This is a genomic window from Frigidibacter sp. MR17.24 (assembly GCF_037095655.1).
Lineage (GTDB): Bacteria > Pseudomonadota > Alphaproteobacteria > Rhodobacterales > Rhodobacteraceae > Frigidibacter.
The window spans coordinates 37,528-54,628 of record NZ_JBAWKE010000005.1; the positions used below are offsets into that span (position 1 = coordinate 37,528).

Annotated in this window: 14 protein-coding genes; 6 read left to right on the forward strand and 8 right to left on the reverse strand. The window is 71.6% G+C overall.

The window, feature by feature from the left end:
* Positions 1 to 6: 6 nt before the first annotated feature.
* The 7 genes from V8J39_RS16045 to V8J39_RS16075 form a co-directional block, all read right to left on the reverse strand.
* Positions 7 to 954: a glycosyltransferase family 2 protein gene (locus V8J39_RS16045; protein WP_336461953.1), complete on the reverse strand. Its 948-nt coding sequence runs from the start codon at positions 952 to 954 to the stop codon at positions 7 to 9.
* Positions 955 to 964: 10 nt separating this feature from the next.
* Entirely contained in the window at positions 965 to 2,179 is a 1,215-nt protein-coding gene (locus tag V8J39_RS16050) for a hypothetical protein (protein ID WP_336461954.1), read from the reverse strand.
* Between the two features lie 106 nt (positions 2,180 to 2,285).
* The gene (locus tag V8J39_RS16055; RefSeq protein WP_336461955.1) at positions 2,286 to 4,127 is read right to left on the reverse strand and encodes an ABC transporter ATP-binding protein; all 1,842 of its coding nucleotides are present in this window, start codon (positions 4,125 to 4,127) and stop codon (positions 2,286 to 2,288) included.
* 279 nt (positions 4,128 to 4,406) lie between these two features.
* Positions 4,407 to 5,930: an AMP-binding protein gene (locus V8J39_RS16060; RefSeq protein WP_336461956.1), complete on the reverse strand. Its 1,524-nt coding sequence runs from the start codon at positions 5,928 to 5,930 to the stop codon at positions 4,407 to 4,409.
* Between the two features lie 40 nt (positions 5,931 to 5,970).
* Entirely contained in the window at positions 5,971 to 7,437 is a 1,467-nt protein-coding gene (locus tag V8J39_RS16065) for a malonyl-CoA decarboxylase (RefSeq protein ID WP_442902605.1), read from the reverse strand.
* 149 nt (positions 7,438 to 7,586) lie between these two features.
* Positions 7,587 to 8,681 carry a ParB/RepB/Spo0J family partition protein gene (locus tag V8J39_RS16070; RefSeq protein WP_336461957.1) on the reverse strand — a complete coding sequence of 365 codons (1,095 nt, stop codon included), beginning with the start codon at positions 8,679 to 8,681 and terminating at the stop codon, positions 7,587 to 7,589.
* Positions 8,681 to 10,108 (reverse strand): AAA family ATPase, encoded by a 1,428-nt coding sequence (locus V8J39_RS16075; protein ID WP_336461958.1) that lies wholly within the window; start codon positions 10,106 to 10,108, stop codon positions 8,681 to 8,683. Before V8J39_RS16075 ends, V8J39_RS16070 begins: the two co-directional genes overlap by 1 nt.
* 558 nt (positions 10,109 to 10,666) lie before the next feature.
* Here V8J39_RS16075 and V8J39_RS16080 point away from each other — a divergent pair.
* The gene (locus V8J39_RS16080; protein WP_336461959.1) at positions 10,667 to 11,836 is read left to right on the forward strand and encodes a replication initiation protein; all 1,170 of its coding nucleotides are present in this window, start codon (positions 10,667 to 10,669) and stop codon (positions 11,834 to 11,836) included.
* Positions 11,837 to 11,893: 57 nt separating this feature from the next.
* Here the strand turns inward: V8J39_RS16080 and V8J39_RS16085 are convergent, their stop codons facing one another.
* Positions 11,894 to 12,319 carry a GlcG/HbpS family heme-binding protein gene (locus tag V8J39_RS16085; RefSeq protein ID WP_336461960.1) on the reverse strand — a complete coding sequence of 142 codons (426 nt, stop codon included), beginning with the start codon at positions 12,317 to 12,319 and terminating at the stop codon, positions 11,894 to 11,896.
* A 336-nt stretch (positions 12,320 to 12,655) separates the two neighbouring features.
* On the opposite strand from V8J39_RS16085, the gene V8J39_RS16090 reads away from it, so the two are divergent.
* From V8J39_RS16090 to V8J39_RS16110, 5 genes are all read left to right on the forward strand, one after another.
* Positions 12,656 to 13,615: a sulfurtransferase gene (locus tag V8J39_RS16090; protein ID WP_336461961.1), complete on the forward strand. Its 960-nt coding sequence runs from the start codon at positions 12,656 to 12,658 to the stop codon at positions 13,613 to 13,615.
* Entirely contained in the window at positions 13,615 to 14,742 is a 1,128-nt protein-coding gene (locus V8J39_RS16095) for a YeeE/YedE family protein (RefSeq protein WP_336461962.1), read from the forward strand. Before V8J39_RS16090 ends, V8J39_RS16095 begins: the two co-directional genes overlap by 1 nt.
* Complete coding sequence (locus tag V8J39_RS16100; protein WP_336461963.1) at positions 14,739 to 14,903, forward strand: hypothetical protein; 165 nt, start codon at positions 14,739 to 14,741, stop codon at positions 14,901 to 14,903. The genes V8J39_RS16095 and V8J39_RS16100 overlap by 4 nt, the downstream gene beginning before the upstream one ends.
* A 153-nt stretch (positions 14,904 to 15,056) precedes the next feature.
* Positions 15,057 to 16,043 (forward strand): LacI family DNA-binding transcriptional regulator, encoded by a 987-nt coding sequence (locus V8J39_RS16105; RefSeq protein ID WP_336461964.1) that lies wholly within the window; start codon positions 15,057 to 15,059, stop codon positions 16,041 to 16,043.
* Complete coding sequence (locus tag V8J39_RS16110) at positions 16,040 to 17,062, forward strand: polyamine ABC transporter substrate-binding protein (RefSeq protein ID WP_336461965.1); 1,023 nt, start codon at positions 16,040 to 16,042, stop codon at positions 17,060 to 17,062. The genes V8J39_RS16105 and V8J39_RS16110 overlap by 4 nt, the downstream gene beginning before the upstream one ends.
* Positions 17,063 to 17,101 lie beyond the last annotated feature (39 nt).

The window sequence follows — 17,101 nt, forward strand, 5'->3', positions numbered from 1 at the left end:
CCCGGCTCAGGGCGTGTCGCTGTCCTGCCCGAGGATCCAGCCGCGGGCGGCGAACAGGGTCTGGGTTTCCTCCCGGATCGCGGCCAGCACCGGGTGGCTGCGGCTGTTCTCGACCGCGGCGCGGACGCGGCGGGCTCCATGCAGCCGGTCGACCGCCGCCCTGCCCTCGGCGATCAGCTTGGCGCGCGCCGCGGGCGTGTAGCTTTTCGTCTTGTCGTGGTAGACGAAGCAGTCCAGCGCCACGGTGCACAGATAGCCCGCGTCCTGGGCGCGGAAGTTGAAATCGACCTCCTCGCCATAGCCGCGCGGGAAATTGACCTCGTCGAGCAGCCCGACGTCGCGCAGCACCTCGGCCCGGATCGCCAGGCAGAAGCCGTTGACCTGCTCCAGCAGCGGCGGCGCGTGGCGCCGCGCCAGCGCCTCGCAGCAGGCCTGGATCTCGGCAAGGGTCGCGTCGTCGCTCGGCACCCGGCTCATCGGCGGCGAGCCGTCGTCGCCGAAGCCCGGGATCGACTGCCAGCCGCCGGCATTCGACAGCGGCCCGACGATGCCGATCCGCGGGTGGCGCGCGAAGGCCGCCGCCAGCCGGTCGAGCCAGCCGGGCAGCACCACCGTGTCGCTGTTGAGCAGCACCACCATCCCGGCCCGGCACAGCCGCAGCCCGGCATTCGCCGCCCGGGTGAAGCCCGAACCGCAGTCGTGGCGCACCAGGACCACGCGGTCGGGCGCGGCGGCCGCGGCGGCGGCGCAGATCCCGCGGGTCTCGTCGGCCGAGCCGTCGTCGATCACGATCAGCCGGTCGCCCGGCGCCAGCGTGCGCACCGCCGCGGCCAGGCACCGGCGCACGTCCTCGGGGCTGTTGTGCACGCACACGACGATGTCGGCGCTCAGCCGGCCCGGACCCTCACCGGGTCCCTGCCCCGGGTCTGTCCCGGGCACCGGATGGCCGCGCATCACCTCCACCTCAGCGCTCCCAGTAGTCGATGCGCGGGGGCGCGGACAGCATCGCCGCCCCGCCCGCCGCCGGCAGCACCCGCGGCTCGAGCGCGGGCTCGGCCGCCAGCACGATCGGCAGCGACAGCCGGTCCGAGGCCGCGCCGTTGGCGATCGTGCGCCACCACAGGCTGCACATCCGCCGCACCGCCGCCGAGGCCGGCCGCAGCGCCAGCACGTCGGTGTCGAACAGCCCGCCGGCGGTGAAGGCCGGGTGCGAGGCGAAGCTGGCAAGATAGGCGCGCATCACCCGCGGCGGCTCGCTGCGCTCGAACACGCAGGTCACGGCCTCCTCGCGCAGGCTGCGGCGGGCGGGATGGCGGCGCAGCACCAGCTCGTGCCCCCCTGCCCCGTCCAGCAGCGCCTGCGGCCCGCCCGCGGGCAGCAGCCCCTCGGCGGTCCAGACCACCCAGTCGAAGCCCGGAAAGAAGATCGGCAGGTGGGTCTTGTAATAGGCCAGCCGCCGGCGCGGATCGACATGGTAGAAGCTGGCCGTCACCGGCTGCCACGGGGCCGGAACCTCGTCGGGGCGGTCGGTGATCAGGAAGAAGGCCGCCGCGCCGTCCCATCCCGCCGGCAACGGCGCCATCCGCGCCGCGGCGCCGAAGCTGGCGGCCACGACCGCGACCGGCCCGGCGACCGTGCCCGCGATCGACAGGTCCGCGATCGGGTCCGCCACCGGGTCCGCGCCGCCCGCCGGCGCGGCCAGCGGCGCGACCAGCGGCCCGATCGGCAGGCCGAGCGCGCGGAACAGCTCGATCGCCCAGTCCGTCAGGCCCGGGTCCGTGCGGCCATCGGCGTGCCGCACCGCATAGCCGCGCCCGGGCGCAAGGCCGGCCTCGAGCCCGACGGTCAGGAAGTGGCGCAGTGCCGCCGAGCGGCCGCGCAGGCCGTGCATGCCCGCGTACCAGTCCGCGTCGAGCAGGTCGCAGGCCAGCGCCACCACCCGCATCCGCCGCGCCAGCGACGGCCCGCAGCGCGGCTTCAGCAGCCGGGCGTCGCGCAGGTGCGCCAGGCGGAACAGCGGCCCGATGGCGATGTCGCGCGGCGGCGTGCGCGCCCAGATCACCCCGTGCTCGATCTCGCGCCGCAGCTCGCGCGGGCCGGTGACGATGCGCAGGGCGTGCCGGGGCGGAAACCCGCGCGCAAGCGCGGTGCGCCGGACAATCGACCTCCAGATCCCCATGGTACCATTCCCGCTACGACGGCCGCCGCCGTTCATACTTTGGGCGAGGAGTATCACCGTGGCGCGGAAGGCTCCATCACCTTCTTCGCCCCGGCGCGCGCGACGGTCAGTCGTTGCCGATCAGCCGGACCGCCTCGCCCGCGTCCTGCAGCACCGCATGCGGGCCGTCCTGCACCTCGGGCGAGGTCGGGCCGCCGAACTGCTGCAGATAAAGATCGCGGAACGGTCCCGGCGCGTCGATCAGCTCGGCCGGCGGGCCGTCCTGGATCACCCGGCCCGCTTCGAGCACGTAGATCCGGTCGGCCTGCATCACCGTCGACAGCCGGTGCGCGATGATCACCGTGGTGACGTCGCGCGTGATCTCGGCCAGCGCCTCCTTGATCAGCCGCTCCGACGTGGCATCGAGCGCGCTCGTCGCCTCGTCCAGCAGCAGGATCGGCGCGCCCTTCAGCACCGCCCGCGCGATCGACAGCCGCTGGCGCTGGCCGCCCGACAGGAACAGCCCGTTCTCGCCCACCGGCGTCTGATAGCCCTGCGGCATCTCGGTGATGAAGTCGTGGGCATGGGCGACCCGCGCCGCCGCGATCACCTCGTCATCCGTGGCCTCGGGCCGCGACGAGCGGATGTTCTCCATGATCGTGTTCGAGAACAGGAAGGTCTCCTGCCCGACATAGGAGATCACGCCGCGCAGGCTCGACAGGGTCGCGTCGCGGATGTCGGTGCCGTCGATGCGGATCGCGCCCTCGGTCACGTCGTAGAACCGCATCAGCAGGTTCATGATCGTCGACTTGCCGCCACCCGAGGCGCCGACCAGCGCGATCGTCTCGCCCGCCGGGATCGTCAGGTTCAGCCCGCGCAGCGTCGGCGTGCCCTCCTTGTAGTGGAAGCCCACCTGGTCGAGCCTGACCTCGCCGCGGTCGACCCGGATCGGCCGCGCGCCCTCGCGGTCGGTCATCGTGACCGGCATGTCCAGCAGCGTGAACAGCATCCTGAGCCCGACCATCGAGGATTCGATCGTCACCCGCATCCGGCTGAGCCGCTTCGCGGGTTCGTAGGCCATGATCAGCGCGGTGACGAAGCTCATCAGCTGCCCCGGCGAGGCGGTGGCCCCGCCCAGAAGCTTCATCCCCGAGATCACCACCACCGCCGAGATCACGAGGCCGGTCACCACCTCCATCATCGGCATGGTCAGCGCCTCGAGCCGCGCGATCGCGTTCGACCGCGTCTCGACGCCCTTGACCGCGCTGTCCATCCGCGCCTCGAGCCGGTCCTCGAGGTTGAAGATCTTGATCACGCGGATCCCCAGCGACGTCTCCTGGATCACCTTGATGATCTCGGCCAGCGAGGCGAGTTCCTTCGACATGATCTCGCGCACCTGCAGCAGCACCATGCGCAGGCCGTAGAAGATCGCCGGCACCATGATCAGCGAGAACAGCGACAGCTGCGGCTGCTGGTAGAACATCACGCACAGCAGGCCCACCAGCGTGATCAGGTCGCGGGCGAAGCCGGTGACGATGACGTTGATGATGTTGCGCGCGGCATCCGCCCCCTGGGTGATCCGCGTCAGCAGGTCCGAGGTCTCGTGCGCATTGTAGAACGAGATCCCCTGCGACAGCAGCTTGCGGTAGAGCCGCATCTGCTGGGTCGCGACGATGCGGTTGCCCGCCCGCGCCAGCGTGGTCATCTGCACGTACATCGACACGCCCTTGACCACGAAGACGCCGAACACCAGCCCGCCGACGCCGAGCACGTAGGCATCCGAGGCGCCGGTCATGGCGTTGACGATCATCTCCATCGAGAAGGCGGTCATCGCCGAGGAGAAGCCGACGACGAACATCGCGATCGCGGCGGGGATGTAGAGGTGCAGCAGCCCCCCGACCCCGTCCTTGAGCAGGCGCCACAGGAGCGAGGTGTCGAGCGTCTGTCGCATTTTGGTCTTGGCAGCCATCGGCGAGGGTCTTCCATCGGGCGCAAGGAACGCGTTCCCCTATCCGACGGGCGCGCGCTTGGCAATCTTCGCCACCCGCCGCGGCCGGACGCGACCCGGCGTGGTCGGGCGTGGCCACGGGGGGGCTGCGCCGGAAGATGGGGGCGCGGCGGCGGGAACGCAACCGCGGGCGGCGGGTGGGTGGCGTGCGGGTGGGGGCGGCGGACCGGGGCGCTGCCCCGGACCCCGGGATATTTGGGCCAATGCGAAAGCGGCCGCAGGGGCGCCTCGGGGCCGCCTTCAGGCCTTCGCGGGGACGAAGAGGTGCGCGAGGTCGCGCCGCAGCAGGGCCTTCTGCACCTTGCCCATCGTGTTGCGCGGCAGCTCGGGGAGGATGGCGATGTGCTTGGGCTGCTTGAATTTCGCCAGGCTCACCGCGAGCGCGGCCGCCAGCGCCGCCGGGTCGGGCCGCGCGCCCGGGGCGGGCACGACCACCGCCACCACCGCCTCGCCGAAATCGGGATGCGGCACGCCGACGACCGCGCTTTCCAGCACGCCGGGCTGCTCGTCGAGCAGAAGCTCGATCTCCTTGGGGTAGACGTTGAAGCCGCCGGTGATCACCAGGTCCTTCTGCCGCCCGACGATGGTGACGTAGCCCTCGGCATCCTCGGTGCCGATGTCGCCGGTCAGGAAGAAGCCGTCGGGGCGCAGCTCCTCGGCGGTCTTCTCGGGCATCTGCCAGTAGCCGGCGAAGACGTTGGGGCCGCGCACCTCGATCATGCCGGGTTCGCCGCGCGGCACCGGGGCGCCGGTGGCCGGATCGGTGATCTTCAGCTCGACCCCCGGCAGCGCCGGGCCGACCGTGCCCGCGCGCCGCTCGCCGTCATAGGGATTCGAGGTCGTCATGTTGGTCTCGGTCATGCCGTAGCGCTCGAGGATGCGGTGGCCGGTGCGGTCCTCGAACCGGACATGCGTCTCGGCCAGAAGCGGCGCGGATCCGCTGGTGAAGAGCCGCATGTGCGCGGTCAGCGCCCGGTCGAAGCGCGGCTCGTCCAGAAGCCGGGTGTAGAAGGTCGGCACCCCCATCATCGCCGTGGCCCCCGGCAGCAGGTCGATCACCTGCCCCGCCTTGAAGCCGGGCAGGAAGATCATCGCGCCCCCCGACAGCAGCGAGACGTTGGTGGCGACGAAAAGACCGTGGGTGTGGAAGATCGGCAGCGCGTGCAGCAGCACGTCCGCGGCGGTGAAGCGCCAGGCCCGGACCAGCACCTGGGCGTTCGACAGCAGGTTCGACTGCGTCAGCATCGCCCCCTTCGACCGCCCCGTGGTGCCCGAGGTGTAGAGGATCGCGGCCAGGTCGGCGGGGCCGCGCGGGGTGGCGGCGGTGCGGGGCGCGGCGGTGCCGGCGGCCGTGGCGAGCGTGCCCTGCCCTGCCCCGTCGAGCGTCTCGAACCGCGCGCCGAAGCGCGCGGCGATCGGGGCGAGCGCCGCCGCCTTCGCCGGGTCGCCGACCATGAGCGCGGCGCCGGCATTCTCGACGAAATACGCCACCTCGTCGGCGGTGTAGGCGGTGTTGAGCGGCAGGAACACCACCCCCGTCGTCAGCGCCGCGAGGTAGAGGGCGAGCGCGGCCGGGCTCTTGTCGGCCTGCACCGCCATCCGGTCGCCGGGGCGCAGCCCAAGGTCGTCGAGCGCGCCGGCGAAGGCCATCGTGGCCGCGTGCAGGGCCGCGCCGGTCAGGGTCGCGCCCCCGGCATCGGTCAGCACCGGCGCGGCGCGGTCGGCGAGCGGGGCCACGAGGGCGTCGTGCAGCGGGTTGGTCATGGTCCTGGTCTCTCTCTCCCTGGTCTTGCGGCGCGGCCTGTCAGCCGGCCCTCTTGCCGGCGGCCGCGGCGTCCGCCGGGGCGGACGTCGCGACGTCCGTCGCCGTGGCCTTCCCGGCGGCCTTTCCGGTCGTCTTCCCGGCGGCCGTGTCGGCGGCCGTATCGGGGGCCGGCTGCCCCGTCCTCTGGGCCTTGCGGGCGCCCCTGCGGCCCTCGGCCAGCAGTGCCTGCACCGGCTTCGAGGCGGCGATGGTCTTGGCGGTGACGAAGCGCTCGTTGTTGCGCTCGACCTGCGCGAGGTCGTAGAGGTAGTTCACCATCGCGCCGCAGGACTGGCGCAGGCCGTTCGCGCTGGTGTCGGCGCCGGCATGGATGTCGTGCAGCGCCGCGCCGTTGCCAAGGTGGAACCGCGCCACCGGGTCGGCGGGCAGATCGCCCCGGCCCTTCGCGGTCAGAAGGTATTCGGCCGCCAGTCGGCGCAGGGACTGGGCCTGAGACTGCATATGGGCCTGCGTCCCGGGCGCGGCGGCGCCACCGGCGGCGCTGTCGAGCAGCGCCTGCGCCTCGGGGCGGTCGGGCGCGACCTGCGCGAGCCAGCGCGCGAGGCCGGGCACCGGCGAGAGGGTGACGAAGGTCCCGAGCCCGGGCAGGTCGCGGCGCAGCTCCTCGACCACCTGCTTGATCAGCGAATTGCCGAAGGAGATGCCGCGCAGCCCCTCCTGGCAGTTCGAGATCGAGTAGAAGACCGCGGTGTCGCACTCGGCCTCGGCCAGGGGGGCCCGCGCCTCGGCCAGCAGCGCCTGGACCGAGTTCGGGATGCCGCGGGTCAGCGCGACCTCGACGAAGATCAGCGGCTCTTCGGGCATCGCCGGGTGGAAGAAGGCAAAGCACCGCCGGTCGGCCGGGCGCAGGCGGCGCTGCAGGTCGTCCCAGCTGTGGATCGCGTGCACCGCCTCGTACTGGATGATCTTTTCCAGGATGTTGGCGGGGGTGCGCCAGTCGATGGGGCGCAGCACGAGGAAGCCGCGATTGAACCAGCTGACGAACAAGCTTTTGAAATCGTTGTCGATCTTTTCAAGTTCCGGCGCGTCCGGCATCAGGCGCAGCAGATCGAGCCGCATGCCCACCAGCTCTTCGGTGGCGCCGGGGGCCTGGTTGAGGCGGCGCAGCAGTTCCTGCCGGGGCGGCTCGGCGGCGCGGCACATCTCGGCCAGCGCCTTGGGGTCGCCGCTGTCGCGATAGCGCGCGGCGGCCGCCGTCACCGCCGCGACATCGGGATCGAGCGCGGCGCCGAGATGGGCGAAGAAGGCCAGCCGCTCCTGCGGGGCCATGGCGCGGTAATGCGAGAGGATGTCGCGGGCGATCTTCATGCCCGAGACCTCGCCCTGCGGGGAGAGGAGCTGGGCGCAGAGATCCTCGACCGGGGTGCGGCTGGGGAGCGCGGCGCGGGCGGGGCGGCGCTCGAACAGCGTGCCCATCAGGTCGGCGAAATAGGCGATGCGGCTCATGTCGTCTCCTCTGGCGGGGAGGGAGGGAGGCAGCTTGCGGCGGGATCGAGGCTAGCACGGATGAGCGCCGCGAGTCAGGTCCGACGCGGCGATCGCCGCCCCCGGGTTTCGCCGCGAAACCGGGGGGCGGGTCATGCAGGGGGGGCGGGTCAGGCGGGGCCGAGCAGGTGTTCGAGCTGGCGCATCGCGGCCTCGACCAGGTCGGCGCTGACCCGGTCGCCGTCGAGGCGGATGAACCAGCCGCGGGCGTCGTGGCCCGAGGTGAGGGTGAAGCCGGTGGGCAGGCTGCGGCTGCGGGTCTTCGCGGCCGTGCGTGCCGGCGCCTTCGGCCGCCCGCCGCGGGCGGGGTCACGCTCGGCCGGGGCGAGGCTTTCGAGCACCTCGTCGAGGGCGGCGAGTTCCTCGGCCGGGGTCTCGAGCATCGACTCGGCCAGCGCCTCGCGCAGGCGGGGGCCGTGGCCCTCGCGCAGGGCGGTCGCGAGCCGGAGCCCGTCCTTTTCGCGCAGCGCGTCGGGGAAGGCGAGCATGTCGCCCAGTTCCTCGAAGATCACCGCGAAGGACCGGATCTTGGAGCGCTTGGCCTTCGAGGCGACCGAGAACAGCGCGTCGACCGCGGCCTCGACATTGTGGAACGCGCCCTGATGGGCGGCGAGCACGGCGATGCGGCCGCGTTCGTACTGGCTGAGGTTCGAGCGGACCTCGTTCTCCTCGACCATCGCCGCGAAGGTGCCGCCCATCGCCTCGGGTTCGCGCACCAGCGCGCGGATCCGGTCGTAGCGCGGATTGCGCGACAGGGTGCGCAGGGTGTGGAAGGCGCGCAGGCGACGATAGCCCGACAGCAGGCCATAGCGCGGCCCGCCGGCGGGATCGGCGAATTCGAAGACCTCGACCGGCAGCCGCAGCCCGTGTTCCGAGATCGAGATCTGCAGCTCGGTCATCTCGGCCTCGTCGAGCGCCATGCGGTCGCGCACGATCGCGTCGGCGTCGATCTCCTCGAGCGCGATCTCGACCATGACCAGCCCGGCGGTCTCGGCCGCGCGCAGCCGCTCGGCATCGCTGCGGTCGCGCGCGATCTCGGCCCGGGCCTCGGCCGAGCGGGCGTCATGGGCCTGGGCGCTGTCGGCCGCGACCTGGGCGATCGGCGCGGCGAGCGGATTGCGCGCGACGGTTTCGCGGCGAAACTCGTCTTCCAGCCGCGCGAGGTCGTCGGCGCTGGGGGCTTCGAGGCGGGGACGCTTGGCCATCATTCAGTCCTTTCGCCGGGGGGGATGCTGGCAGGCCCGGTGGCGGCCGGGGCGGGGCCGTCGGCCTCGGCCAGCTTCATGTCGCGCCACCAGGTCCCGAGGATCACTTCCTTCACCTCGGCCCAGGTGCGGTCGAAGGTCTCGCGCCCGCGGACATAGGTGTCGCGGTTGAAGTTGCGGTAATCGGTCTCGTAGATGCCCGAGACCTGCTCGCCGGCCTGGCCGACCATCGCGGTCACCTCCTGGCGGAAGGTGGTCATGAAGTCGCCGAAATAGGCCTGGACCACATTGGCGAGGTCGGTCTGCTGCGCCGGGTCGAAGCGGGTGATCAGCGCGCGCACCGCGTCCCACTGGAAGCCGATCTCGGGCAGGCCGGCGTCGCGCCGGGCCCGGTTCTCGCCTTCCTCGATCGAGGCGAAGGTCGAGTAGATCATGTCGAAGAACCGCCCCGTCGAGTCGAATTCGAGGAACGAGGCCCCGAGCGGCACCAGCAGGATGTCGGCCGCGGCCAGCGCGTTGATCGTGAGATAGCCGAGCGCCGGCGGCGTATCGAGCAGCACGATGTCGTAGTCATCGAGGATCCCCGCCTCTGAAAGCGCGTTGCCGAGACTGTCCCAGAGCGCCCAGCTGCGCATCTGCATCCGCCAGACCGGGACCTGGAATTCGGCCCAGTACAGGTTCAGCTGCGCGCCGATCAGGTCGATGTTCGGCCAGTGGGTCTTCTGGATCAGGTTTCGCGGCGAAACCTGAAGCGCCTCGGTTAATGTTTCGTCAAGCGGCAGCTCGGCCTGGCCGGCGGCGGCGCGCACGGCATTCTCGCGCGTCAGGTGCAGGGCGAAGTCGCGCGCAAGCATCGGGAAAGCGGTCTGCCATTCGTCGGCGACGCGCCCGCCCATGATCGAGGTCATCGATCCCTGGCTGTCGAGGTCGATCACCAGCACCCGGTAGCCGTCGAGCGCGGCCGACATCGCGAGATGCGCGCAGGTCGAGGTCTTGCCGACCCCGCCCTTGAAGTTCGCCACCGCCACGACCTTCGCCGGCAGCCCCTCGGGGCGCCAGGCCTTGTATTCGCGCCAGCCCGCGCCCTCGGTCGCGAAATGGTCGCGCAGCTGCAGCACCTCTTCGAGGGTGAACCACTTCGCCCCGCCTTCGCCCGAGCCCTGCGGCAGGTCGGGATTGGCCTTCAGCACCCGGCGCAGATGCGCGGGCGCGATCGGGATCAGGTATTTGGTGACCTCCCAGGTCGAGAACTTGCGCAGCCGCTTCTGGCCGTCCGGGGCATAGCCGCGGCGGGCGAGATCGTCGCGGCCGCGGGTGGCGAAGGCGGCGGCCTTGGCGAATCGCTGGGTGTCGATAGGCTGGCCCAGCGTCGTCGCGGCCTCGGCCGGGTCGATGCCGAAATAGGGGGGGAGGTCGGGCTTGCTCATCCTCGGTCCTGCCTCTGCTCGCGCTGTCCCTGTGGGGCATGTGCGCGGTTTCTTCTGATATGCGGGCATTCTTCGCACATCCCCGGGCCGAAAGGAATCACGGAAGGCGGAAGCCCCTGAAAATCGAGGTTTTGCAGCGAAACCGGCCGCAACGGTTTCGTCTTGTTTCTGGATCTATGGAATCTTTGGCACGGGATGATCGCGGGATTCCAAGGGTTTGCGGCCAGAAAGGTTCCCGTTTGCAGGACATCGGGCACCCGGGAGCGGGTCCAGGGGTACCCGATTCCGGGATCTGCGGTGCCGATTCGCGGTTCCCGGGCCGGTTTGGGCCGCAAAAGACCCTTTCTGCGAGTCGCGCATAGGGCAAGGGCGGGGGCAGGGCAGGGGTCCATCCTGCAAACGGGTGCCTTTCGCCGCACGGTCGCGCCGGGCGATCCCGTAAACGGGTGCCTGTGAAGGTGCCAGTCGGGGCGTTGTCGGCGGGTACCCGACGCGGTAGACTGCCCGAAACGAGACCCGCGGCGGCAGCGGGCCATGGACCGGGGCAGAGGGGCAGGCATGGACGAGGACATCCCGCGCGAGCGGCTGACGGGCGCGCTGCGCCGGGGCGCGGTGAAGAAGCACGTGGCGGCGATCCATGTCTCGGGCAAGCTGACGCTGCTGCAGCGGCGGCTGTCGAACGTGCTGCTGCTCAATGCTTATGACACGCTGGTCAGCCAGGCGGTGCACCGGATCGACGCGCGCACGCTGTGCCTGATGATCGGCTACAACTCGAACGACATGGAGACGCTGAAACAGTCTCTGCGCGGGCTGGCAGAGACTGTGGCCGAGTGGGACATGCTCGACGAGCAGGGGCGCCAGGAATGGGGGGTGTCGAGCCTTCTGAGCTACGCCAAGCTGAAGGGCGGGGTCTGCGAATACGCCTATTCCCCGGCGCTGGCCGAGAAGCTGCACGACCCCAAGGTCTTCGCGCTGATCAACCTCAACATCCAGCGCCGCTTCACCTCGGGTCACGCGCTGGCGCTTTACGAGAACTGCTATCGCTTCGTGCGCACCGGATCGACCGGCTGGTGGCCGCTCGACACCTTCCGGCGGCTGATGGGCGTCAACGACAGTGCCTATTACGAGGTGTTCAAGCACCTGAACGCCAAGATCATCAAGCCCGCGGTCGAAGAGGTGAACCGCTCGTCGAACATCATCGTCACGCCCGAGACCCGGAAGATGGGCCGCAGCGTCACCGACATCCGCTTCCTGATCGCCGAGAACCCGCAGCTGTCGATCCTGGACCTCGACGACGGCGAGGGGGTGCGCAAGTCCGACATCTATGCGCGGCTGGTGCGGCTTGGCGCCTCGGACCGGCTGGCGCGGCAGTGGATCGCCGAGCATGGCGAGGCGCAACTGGCCAGCCGGCTCGACTATGTCGATGCGCAGGAGGGGGTGCGCAACCCGGTGCGCTATCTCTCGGCCGCGCTCCGGTCCGGTTTCGGCGCGAAACCCGCCGCCGGGCCCGAGGCGCCGCTGTCGGAGCGCGCGGGGCGGCTGAAGCGGATCCAGGAGCTGGTGGCCGCGCGCAGCCCGACCCAGCGCGATGCCGACCGGCGCATGGTGCTGAGCCGGCTGGCCGGGGCCGAGCGCGACGATTTCGAGCGCCACGGCTGGATGAGCGCCCTGAACGCCGAGGCGATCCAGGCGTTCTGGGAAGAGATGCATCCCGGCGCCTTCGACTGAGCGGCGCCGGGAAACAGGGTCTGTTTCAGGGGTTCAGGGTCTTTTCCGGCGGCCCGATCACTCGAAGGTCTGGGCGCCGATGGCCCGCAGGCCGGCATTGGCGCAGTCGACATCCTGCGCCCCGGTGCCCGAACCGACGCCGACCGCGCCCACCAGCTGGCCGTCGATGATGATCGGCAGGCCGCCGGGCAGGTTCGTCACCCGCGTGCCGGTGGCGAGCGCCATCTTCACCTCGGTCTCGGCCGCGATCCGGCCGGTGGGCTGGCGCTGCGAGGCCGCGGTTTCGGCCTTGGCGGTGGCCGACAGGATCGACAGGTTCTTGGCCCCGTCCATCCGCAGGAACGCGAGCATCATCCCGCCGGCATCGACGACGGCGATGTTCTGGCCGACGCCGATCTCGCGCGCGCGGGCCTCGGCCGCGGCGAGCAGGGTCTTCGCCCCCTCGGCGGTGAGTTTCAGGCTGGGTTCGGTATAGGCGGGCATGGCCGGCACTCCCTCTTTCGGTCGGGGTCAGACCAGCACGCGGGCCGACCCGGCGCAAGCGCATCGGCGCGATCGGTGCAGGAGCAACAAAAGGACGCCGTCCCCGCGCGGGCCGCGGCCGGGCGGCGATCGTTTGCCCGCGCCGGGGCGGGCGGGGGCGGGCGTCCGGCGGCGCGGCCCGGGGCCGAACGCGCGTTTCGGGCCACGGGGCGGGGCCGCGGGCGCGGCGCCTTGCCTTCGGCGCGGCGGCGCCGACATAGGGGGCAACCGCGTCGCGGGCCGGGCCGACCGATGGCCGGCCAAGGCCCCCCTGACGCCGACCGAGAAGGACCTGCCATGACCCCCCGCTTCGCCACCACCACCGCCGTCTCTGCCGCCGCGCTTCTGGCCGCGCTTCTGGGGGCCGCCGGCCCCGCCGCCGCGCTGGGGGGCGCCCCGCTGACCACCCCGGCCGAGCTGGAGGCGGCGCTGCAGGGCGACGGCGCGCCCGCGGTGCTTGATATCCGCGGGGCGGCCTATGGCACCGGCCATGTCGAGGGGGCGCTGGATGCGCCCTATGGCCTGTTCCGCGGCCCGGCCGACAACCCGGGCCAGATCGTGCCCGAGGACGAGCTGGAGGCGCGGCTGCAAGCGCTGGGCCTGACGCTCGACCAGCCGGTGGTCGTGATGGGGCAGGGCAACGACGACAGCGATTTCGGCGCGGCCGCGCGGGTGTACTGGACGCTCAAGAGCGCGGGCTTTCGCGACATCTCGATCCTGAACGGCGGCGCTACCGCCTGGGTCAACGCGGGTCTCGCGCTGAGCGAGACCCCGGCCAAGCCCGCGCCGTCGGACATCGACATCTCGTGGAACGACACCTGGACCGCGCAAACCGACGAGGTGAATGCCGTGGTCGCGGGCGAAACGACTGCGCGGCTTGTCGATGCAAGGCCGACCGCCTTCTACGAGGGCAAGCAGGCCCATGCCGCCGCCGCCCGGCCCGGCACGCTGCCGGGCGCGATCTCGGTGCCGCATTCGGGCTTCTTCCGCCCCGGCGCCACCGCGATCGCCCCGGTCGACGACGTCGCCGCGCTGAAGGCCCGGCTGGGGATCACCGAGGGCGAAGAGGTCGTGTCGTTCTGCAACACCGGCCACTGGGCGGCGACCGACTGGTTCGCGATGTCCGAGCTGGCCGGGATCCCGAACGTGAAGCTCTATCCCGGCTCGATGGTCGAATATTCGCAGACCGGCGCCGAGATGGAGAACGTGCCGGGCCTGGTCGACAACCTGCTCAACCAGTTCCGCGGGGGCAACTGATGACCGCGGCGACGCTGGCCCCGGCCGGGGGGGCACGGATCGGCACCCGGGGGCTGCTGGTCGCGGCGGGCCTTGCCGCGGTCGCGGCGGTGACGCTGTTCGTCGGCGCGCGCTTTGGCATGCTGCTGGCGGTGGGCCTGGGTTTCGGCATCGTGCTCGAGGGGTTGCGCTTCGGCTTCGCGGGGCCGTGGCGGGCGATGATCCTGCGCCGCGAGCCGGCGGGGATGCTGGCGCAGATCCTGGCGATCGCGCTGGTCGCGATCGTGTCTATTCCGCTGATTTCGAGCCATCCGGGCGAGATCGGCGGCGCGCAGGCGCCGATCGGCTGGGCGATGCTGGGCGGGGCCTTCGTCTTCGGCGCGGCGATGCAGGTGGTGCTGGGCTGCGGGTCGGGCACGCTGGTCAATGCCGGCAGCGGCAACCCGGTCAGCCTGCTGGCGCTGCCGTTCTTCGCCATCGGCAGCTTCGCGGGGGCCTATCACCTGATCTGGTGGACCGACCTCGGCGCGCTGCCGATCCTGACGCTGACCGGGGGGGCGGGGCTGGCGGTGACGCTGGCCGGGCTGGCCGGGCTGGCGGGGATCGTGCTGTGGCGCGCGGCGCCCGGCACGCGGGCGGTGCCGCGGCGCCTGCTGCTGGCGGCGGTGCTGCTGGCGGCGCTGGCGGTGGCGAACCTGGCGATCGCGGGCCAGCCCTGGGGCGTGGTCTACGGGCTGGGGATCTGGGCCGCCAAGGGCTTCGTCGCGCTCGGAGGCGATCTGTCGGGCTCGGCCTTCTTCACGGCGCCGGGGTCGGTGGCGCGGGTCAACGGCTCGATCCTCACCGATTACAGCTCGCTCACCGACATCGGGCTGATCGCGGGCGCCTTCGGCGTCGCGGCCTGGCGCCGGGGGGCGCTGGCCGCGCCGCTGCCGCGCTATCCGGCCCGGGCCTGGATCGCGACGGTGGTGGCGGGGCTGGCGCTTGGCTATTCCTCGCGGCTGGCCTTCGGCTGCAACGTCGGGGCCTTCTTCTCGGGGATCGCCACCGGCAGCCTGCACGGCTGGGCCTGGTTCGTGATGGCCTTCGCCGGCGCCTATCTGGGCATCTGGCTGCGGCCGCGACTGGGGCTGGAGGCACGGACATGACCCGCAGGCTGACGGCAGGGATCGCGATCGCGGCGCTCGCGGTGCTGGTGGGGCTGGACCTGGCGGCGAGCCCGCCGAACCCGTGGCAGGCGCCGCCCGCCTTCGCGCTGGGATCGGGGCAGGCGGCGAGCGGCGGCTTCTGCGGCGCGCTGCCAGGCTGAGATCGCCCAAAATGCAGGCAAAAGGCCGGGCATCTGCCCGGCCTTTCGTCGTTCGCGATCCGTGGCAGGGCAGGGGCCGCAGGGGGCTTGACGGGGCCGGCGAATGGTTTCACGAGAAAGCAAGATTGATTTCACGTGAAACCACAGGGCCAGATGATGGATCGTCCCGCCTCGATGCAGCAGATCGCCGACGCGCTGGGTGTCAGCCGGGTAACGGTGGCCAATGCGCTGTCGGGGCGGGGGCGTGTCTCGGCGGCGATGGCGGCGCGGGTGCGCGAGATGGCCGAGGCGCTGAACTTCGTGCCCTCGCATGCCGGGCGGACGCTGCGCACCGGGCGGTCGACCATCGTCGGCCTCGTGGTGCCCGATTTCACCATGCCGCTGTTCGCGGGCTTCGTGCAGGCCTTCGAACGGGCGGCGAAGGCGCGGGGGCTGGCGCTGCTGATCGGCGATTCGATGGGATCGGGCGAGATGCAGGCCGAGCAGCTGCGCGACTTCGCCGGGCGCGGCGCGGATGCGCTGATCGTGATCCCGCTGCGCGGGGCGCCGATCGACCCGGCCAGCCTGCCGGTGCCGGTCGCGGTCGTCGACAGCGCGGCCAACCCGCTCAACACCGCTTCGGCCGATCACCGCGAGGGCGGGCGCATCGTCGCGCGCCACCTGGTCGCGCTGGGCCATCGCCATGTCGAGATCGTGCTGTCGCGCCAGCAGTCGAACGTGTCCGACGAGCGCGGCGCGGGCATGCGCGAGGTCTTCGCCGCCGCCGGCGTGACGCTGCGCGAGGTGGCGGTGGGCCCGGATCTGGACGCGGTGCGCGCCCATGCCGACGGCTGGCGCGCCGAGGGCGTCACCGCGATCTGCGCCGCCTATGACGCGATCGGCGTCGGCATGATCGCGGGGCTGACCGCCCGCGGCATCCGGGTGCCGCAGGATGTCTCGGTCACCGGCTTCGACGACATCGTCTGGGGCCGCATCGTCGCGCCCCCGCTCACCACCCTGCGCCAGGACCTGCCCGCCATCGCCGAGCACGCGCTCGACGTGGTCACCGGCCGGGCGCGGGGCCAGAGACTTGCCGCGGTCACGCTTGTCGTGCGCGGATCGACCTGCCCCCCCTCATCCCCCGCAAAGGATCTGCCATGACCCGCCTTCCGCTTGCCGCGAGCCTGATCGCCCTTGCCGCCGCCTCCCCGGCGCTGGCGCAGGACAAGACGCTGACGATCTCGGTCTACGGGATCGCGCAGGATGCCTACAAGGAGGCGCTCTATGCCCCGTTCGAGGCGAAATGCGGCTGCACGCTGGTCGTCGAGACCGGCAACAGCAGCGAGCGTCTCGCCAAGCTGGAGGCCAATGCCGCGGCGCCGGTGGTGGATGTGATCGCCTTCTCGGACGCCAATGCGCTCGAGGCCGCGAACAAGGGCCTGCTGGCGCCGATCGACCCGGCGGCGGTGCCGAACATGGCGGGCATCTACGACTTCGCCAAGGACCCGATCGGCGGCCACATGGCGGTGGGCTACACCTTCTACGGCACCTCGATCGTATACCGGTCGGACGAGGTGACGATCGAGAGCTGGCTCGATCTCTTCAAGCCCGAGCTTGCGGGCTATGTCGCGCTGCCCAACATCACCACGACGCAGGGTCCGATCACGCTTTACATGCTGGAGAAAGCGCTGGGCAAGGATGACCCGGGCTTTGCCGATGCGCTGGATCTGGTGGCCGCGCACAAGGGCGACATCGTCACCTTCTACGAGCGCGGCTCGCAGATCCCGCAGCTGCTGCAGCAGGAAGAGATCCTGGCCGCGGTCGTCGGCCGGTTCGGCTGGGCCAACATCGCCAAGCTGGGGATGCCGGTGGCCTGGGCCACCCCGAAAGAGGGCCAGACCGGCGGCATGAACGTGCTGGCGATGACCAAGGGCGCCAAGGACCCGGCGCTGGCGCAGCAGTTCATCGACTACTGGCTGTCGGCCGAGGTGCAGCAGACCCTGGCCGAGGGGCTGGTCGACAGCCCGGTCAACACCGCCGTCGAGGTGTCGGACGAGGTCGCCGAGGGGCTGACCTATGGCCCCGAGACCGCGGCCGCGATCCACTTCCTGCCCGCCGCCGACCAGATCGCGCATCGCGACGCCTGGCTGGAAGGCTGGAACGCCAAGGTCGCCCAGTAAGCTGAACGGGGCGGCGCCGCCCGCGCGCGCGCCGCCCGA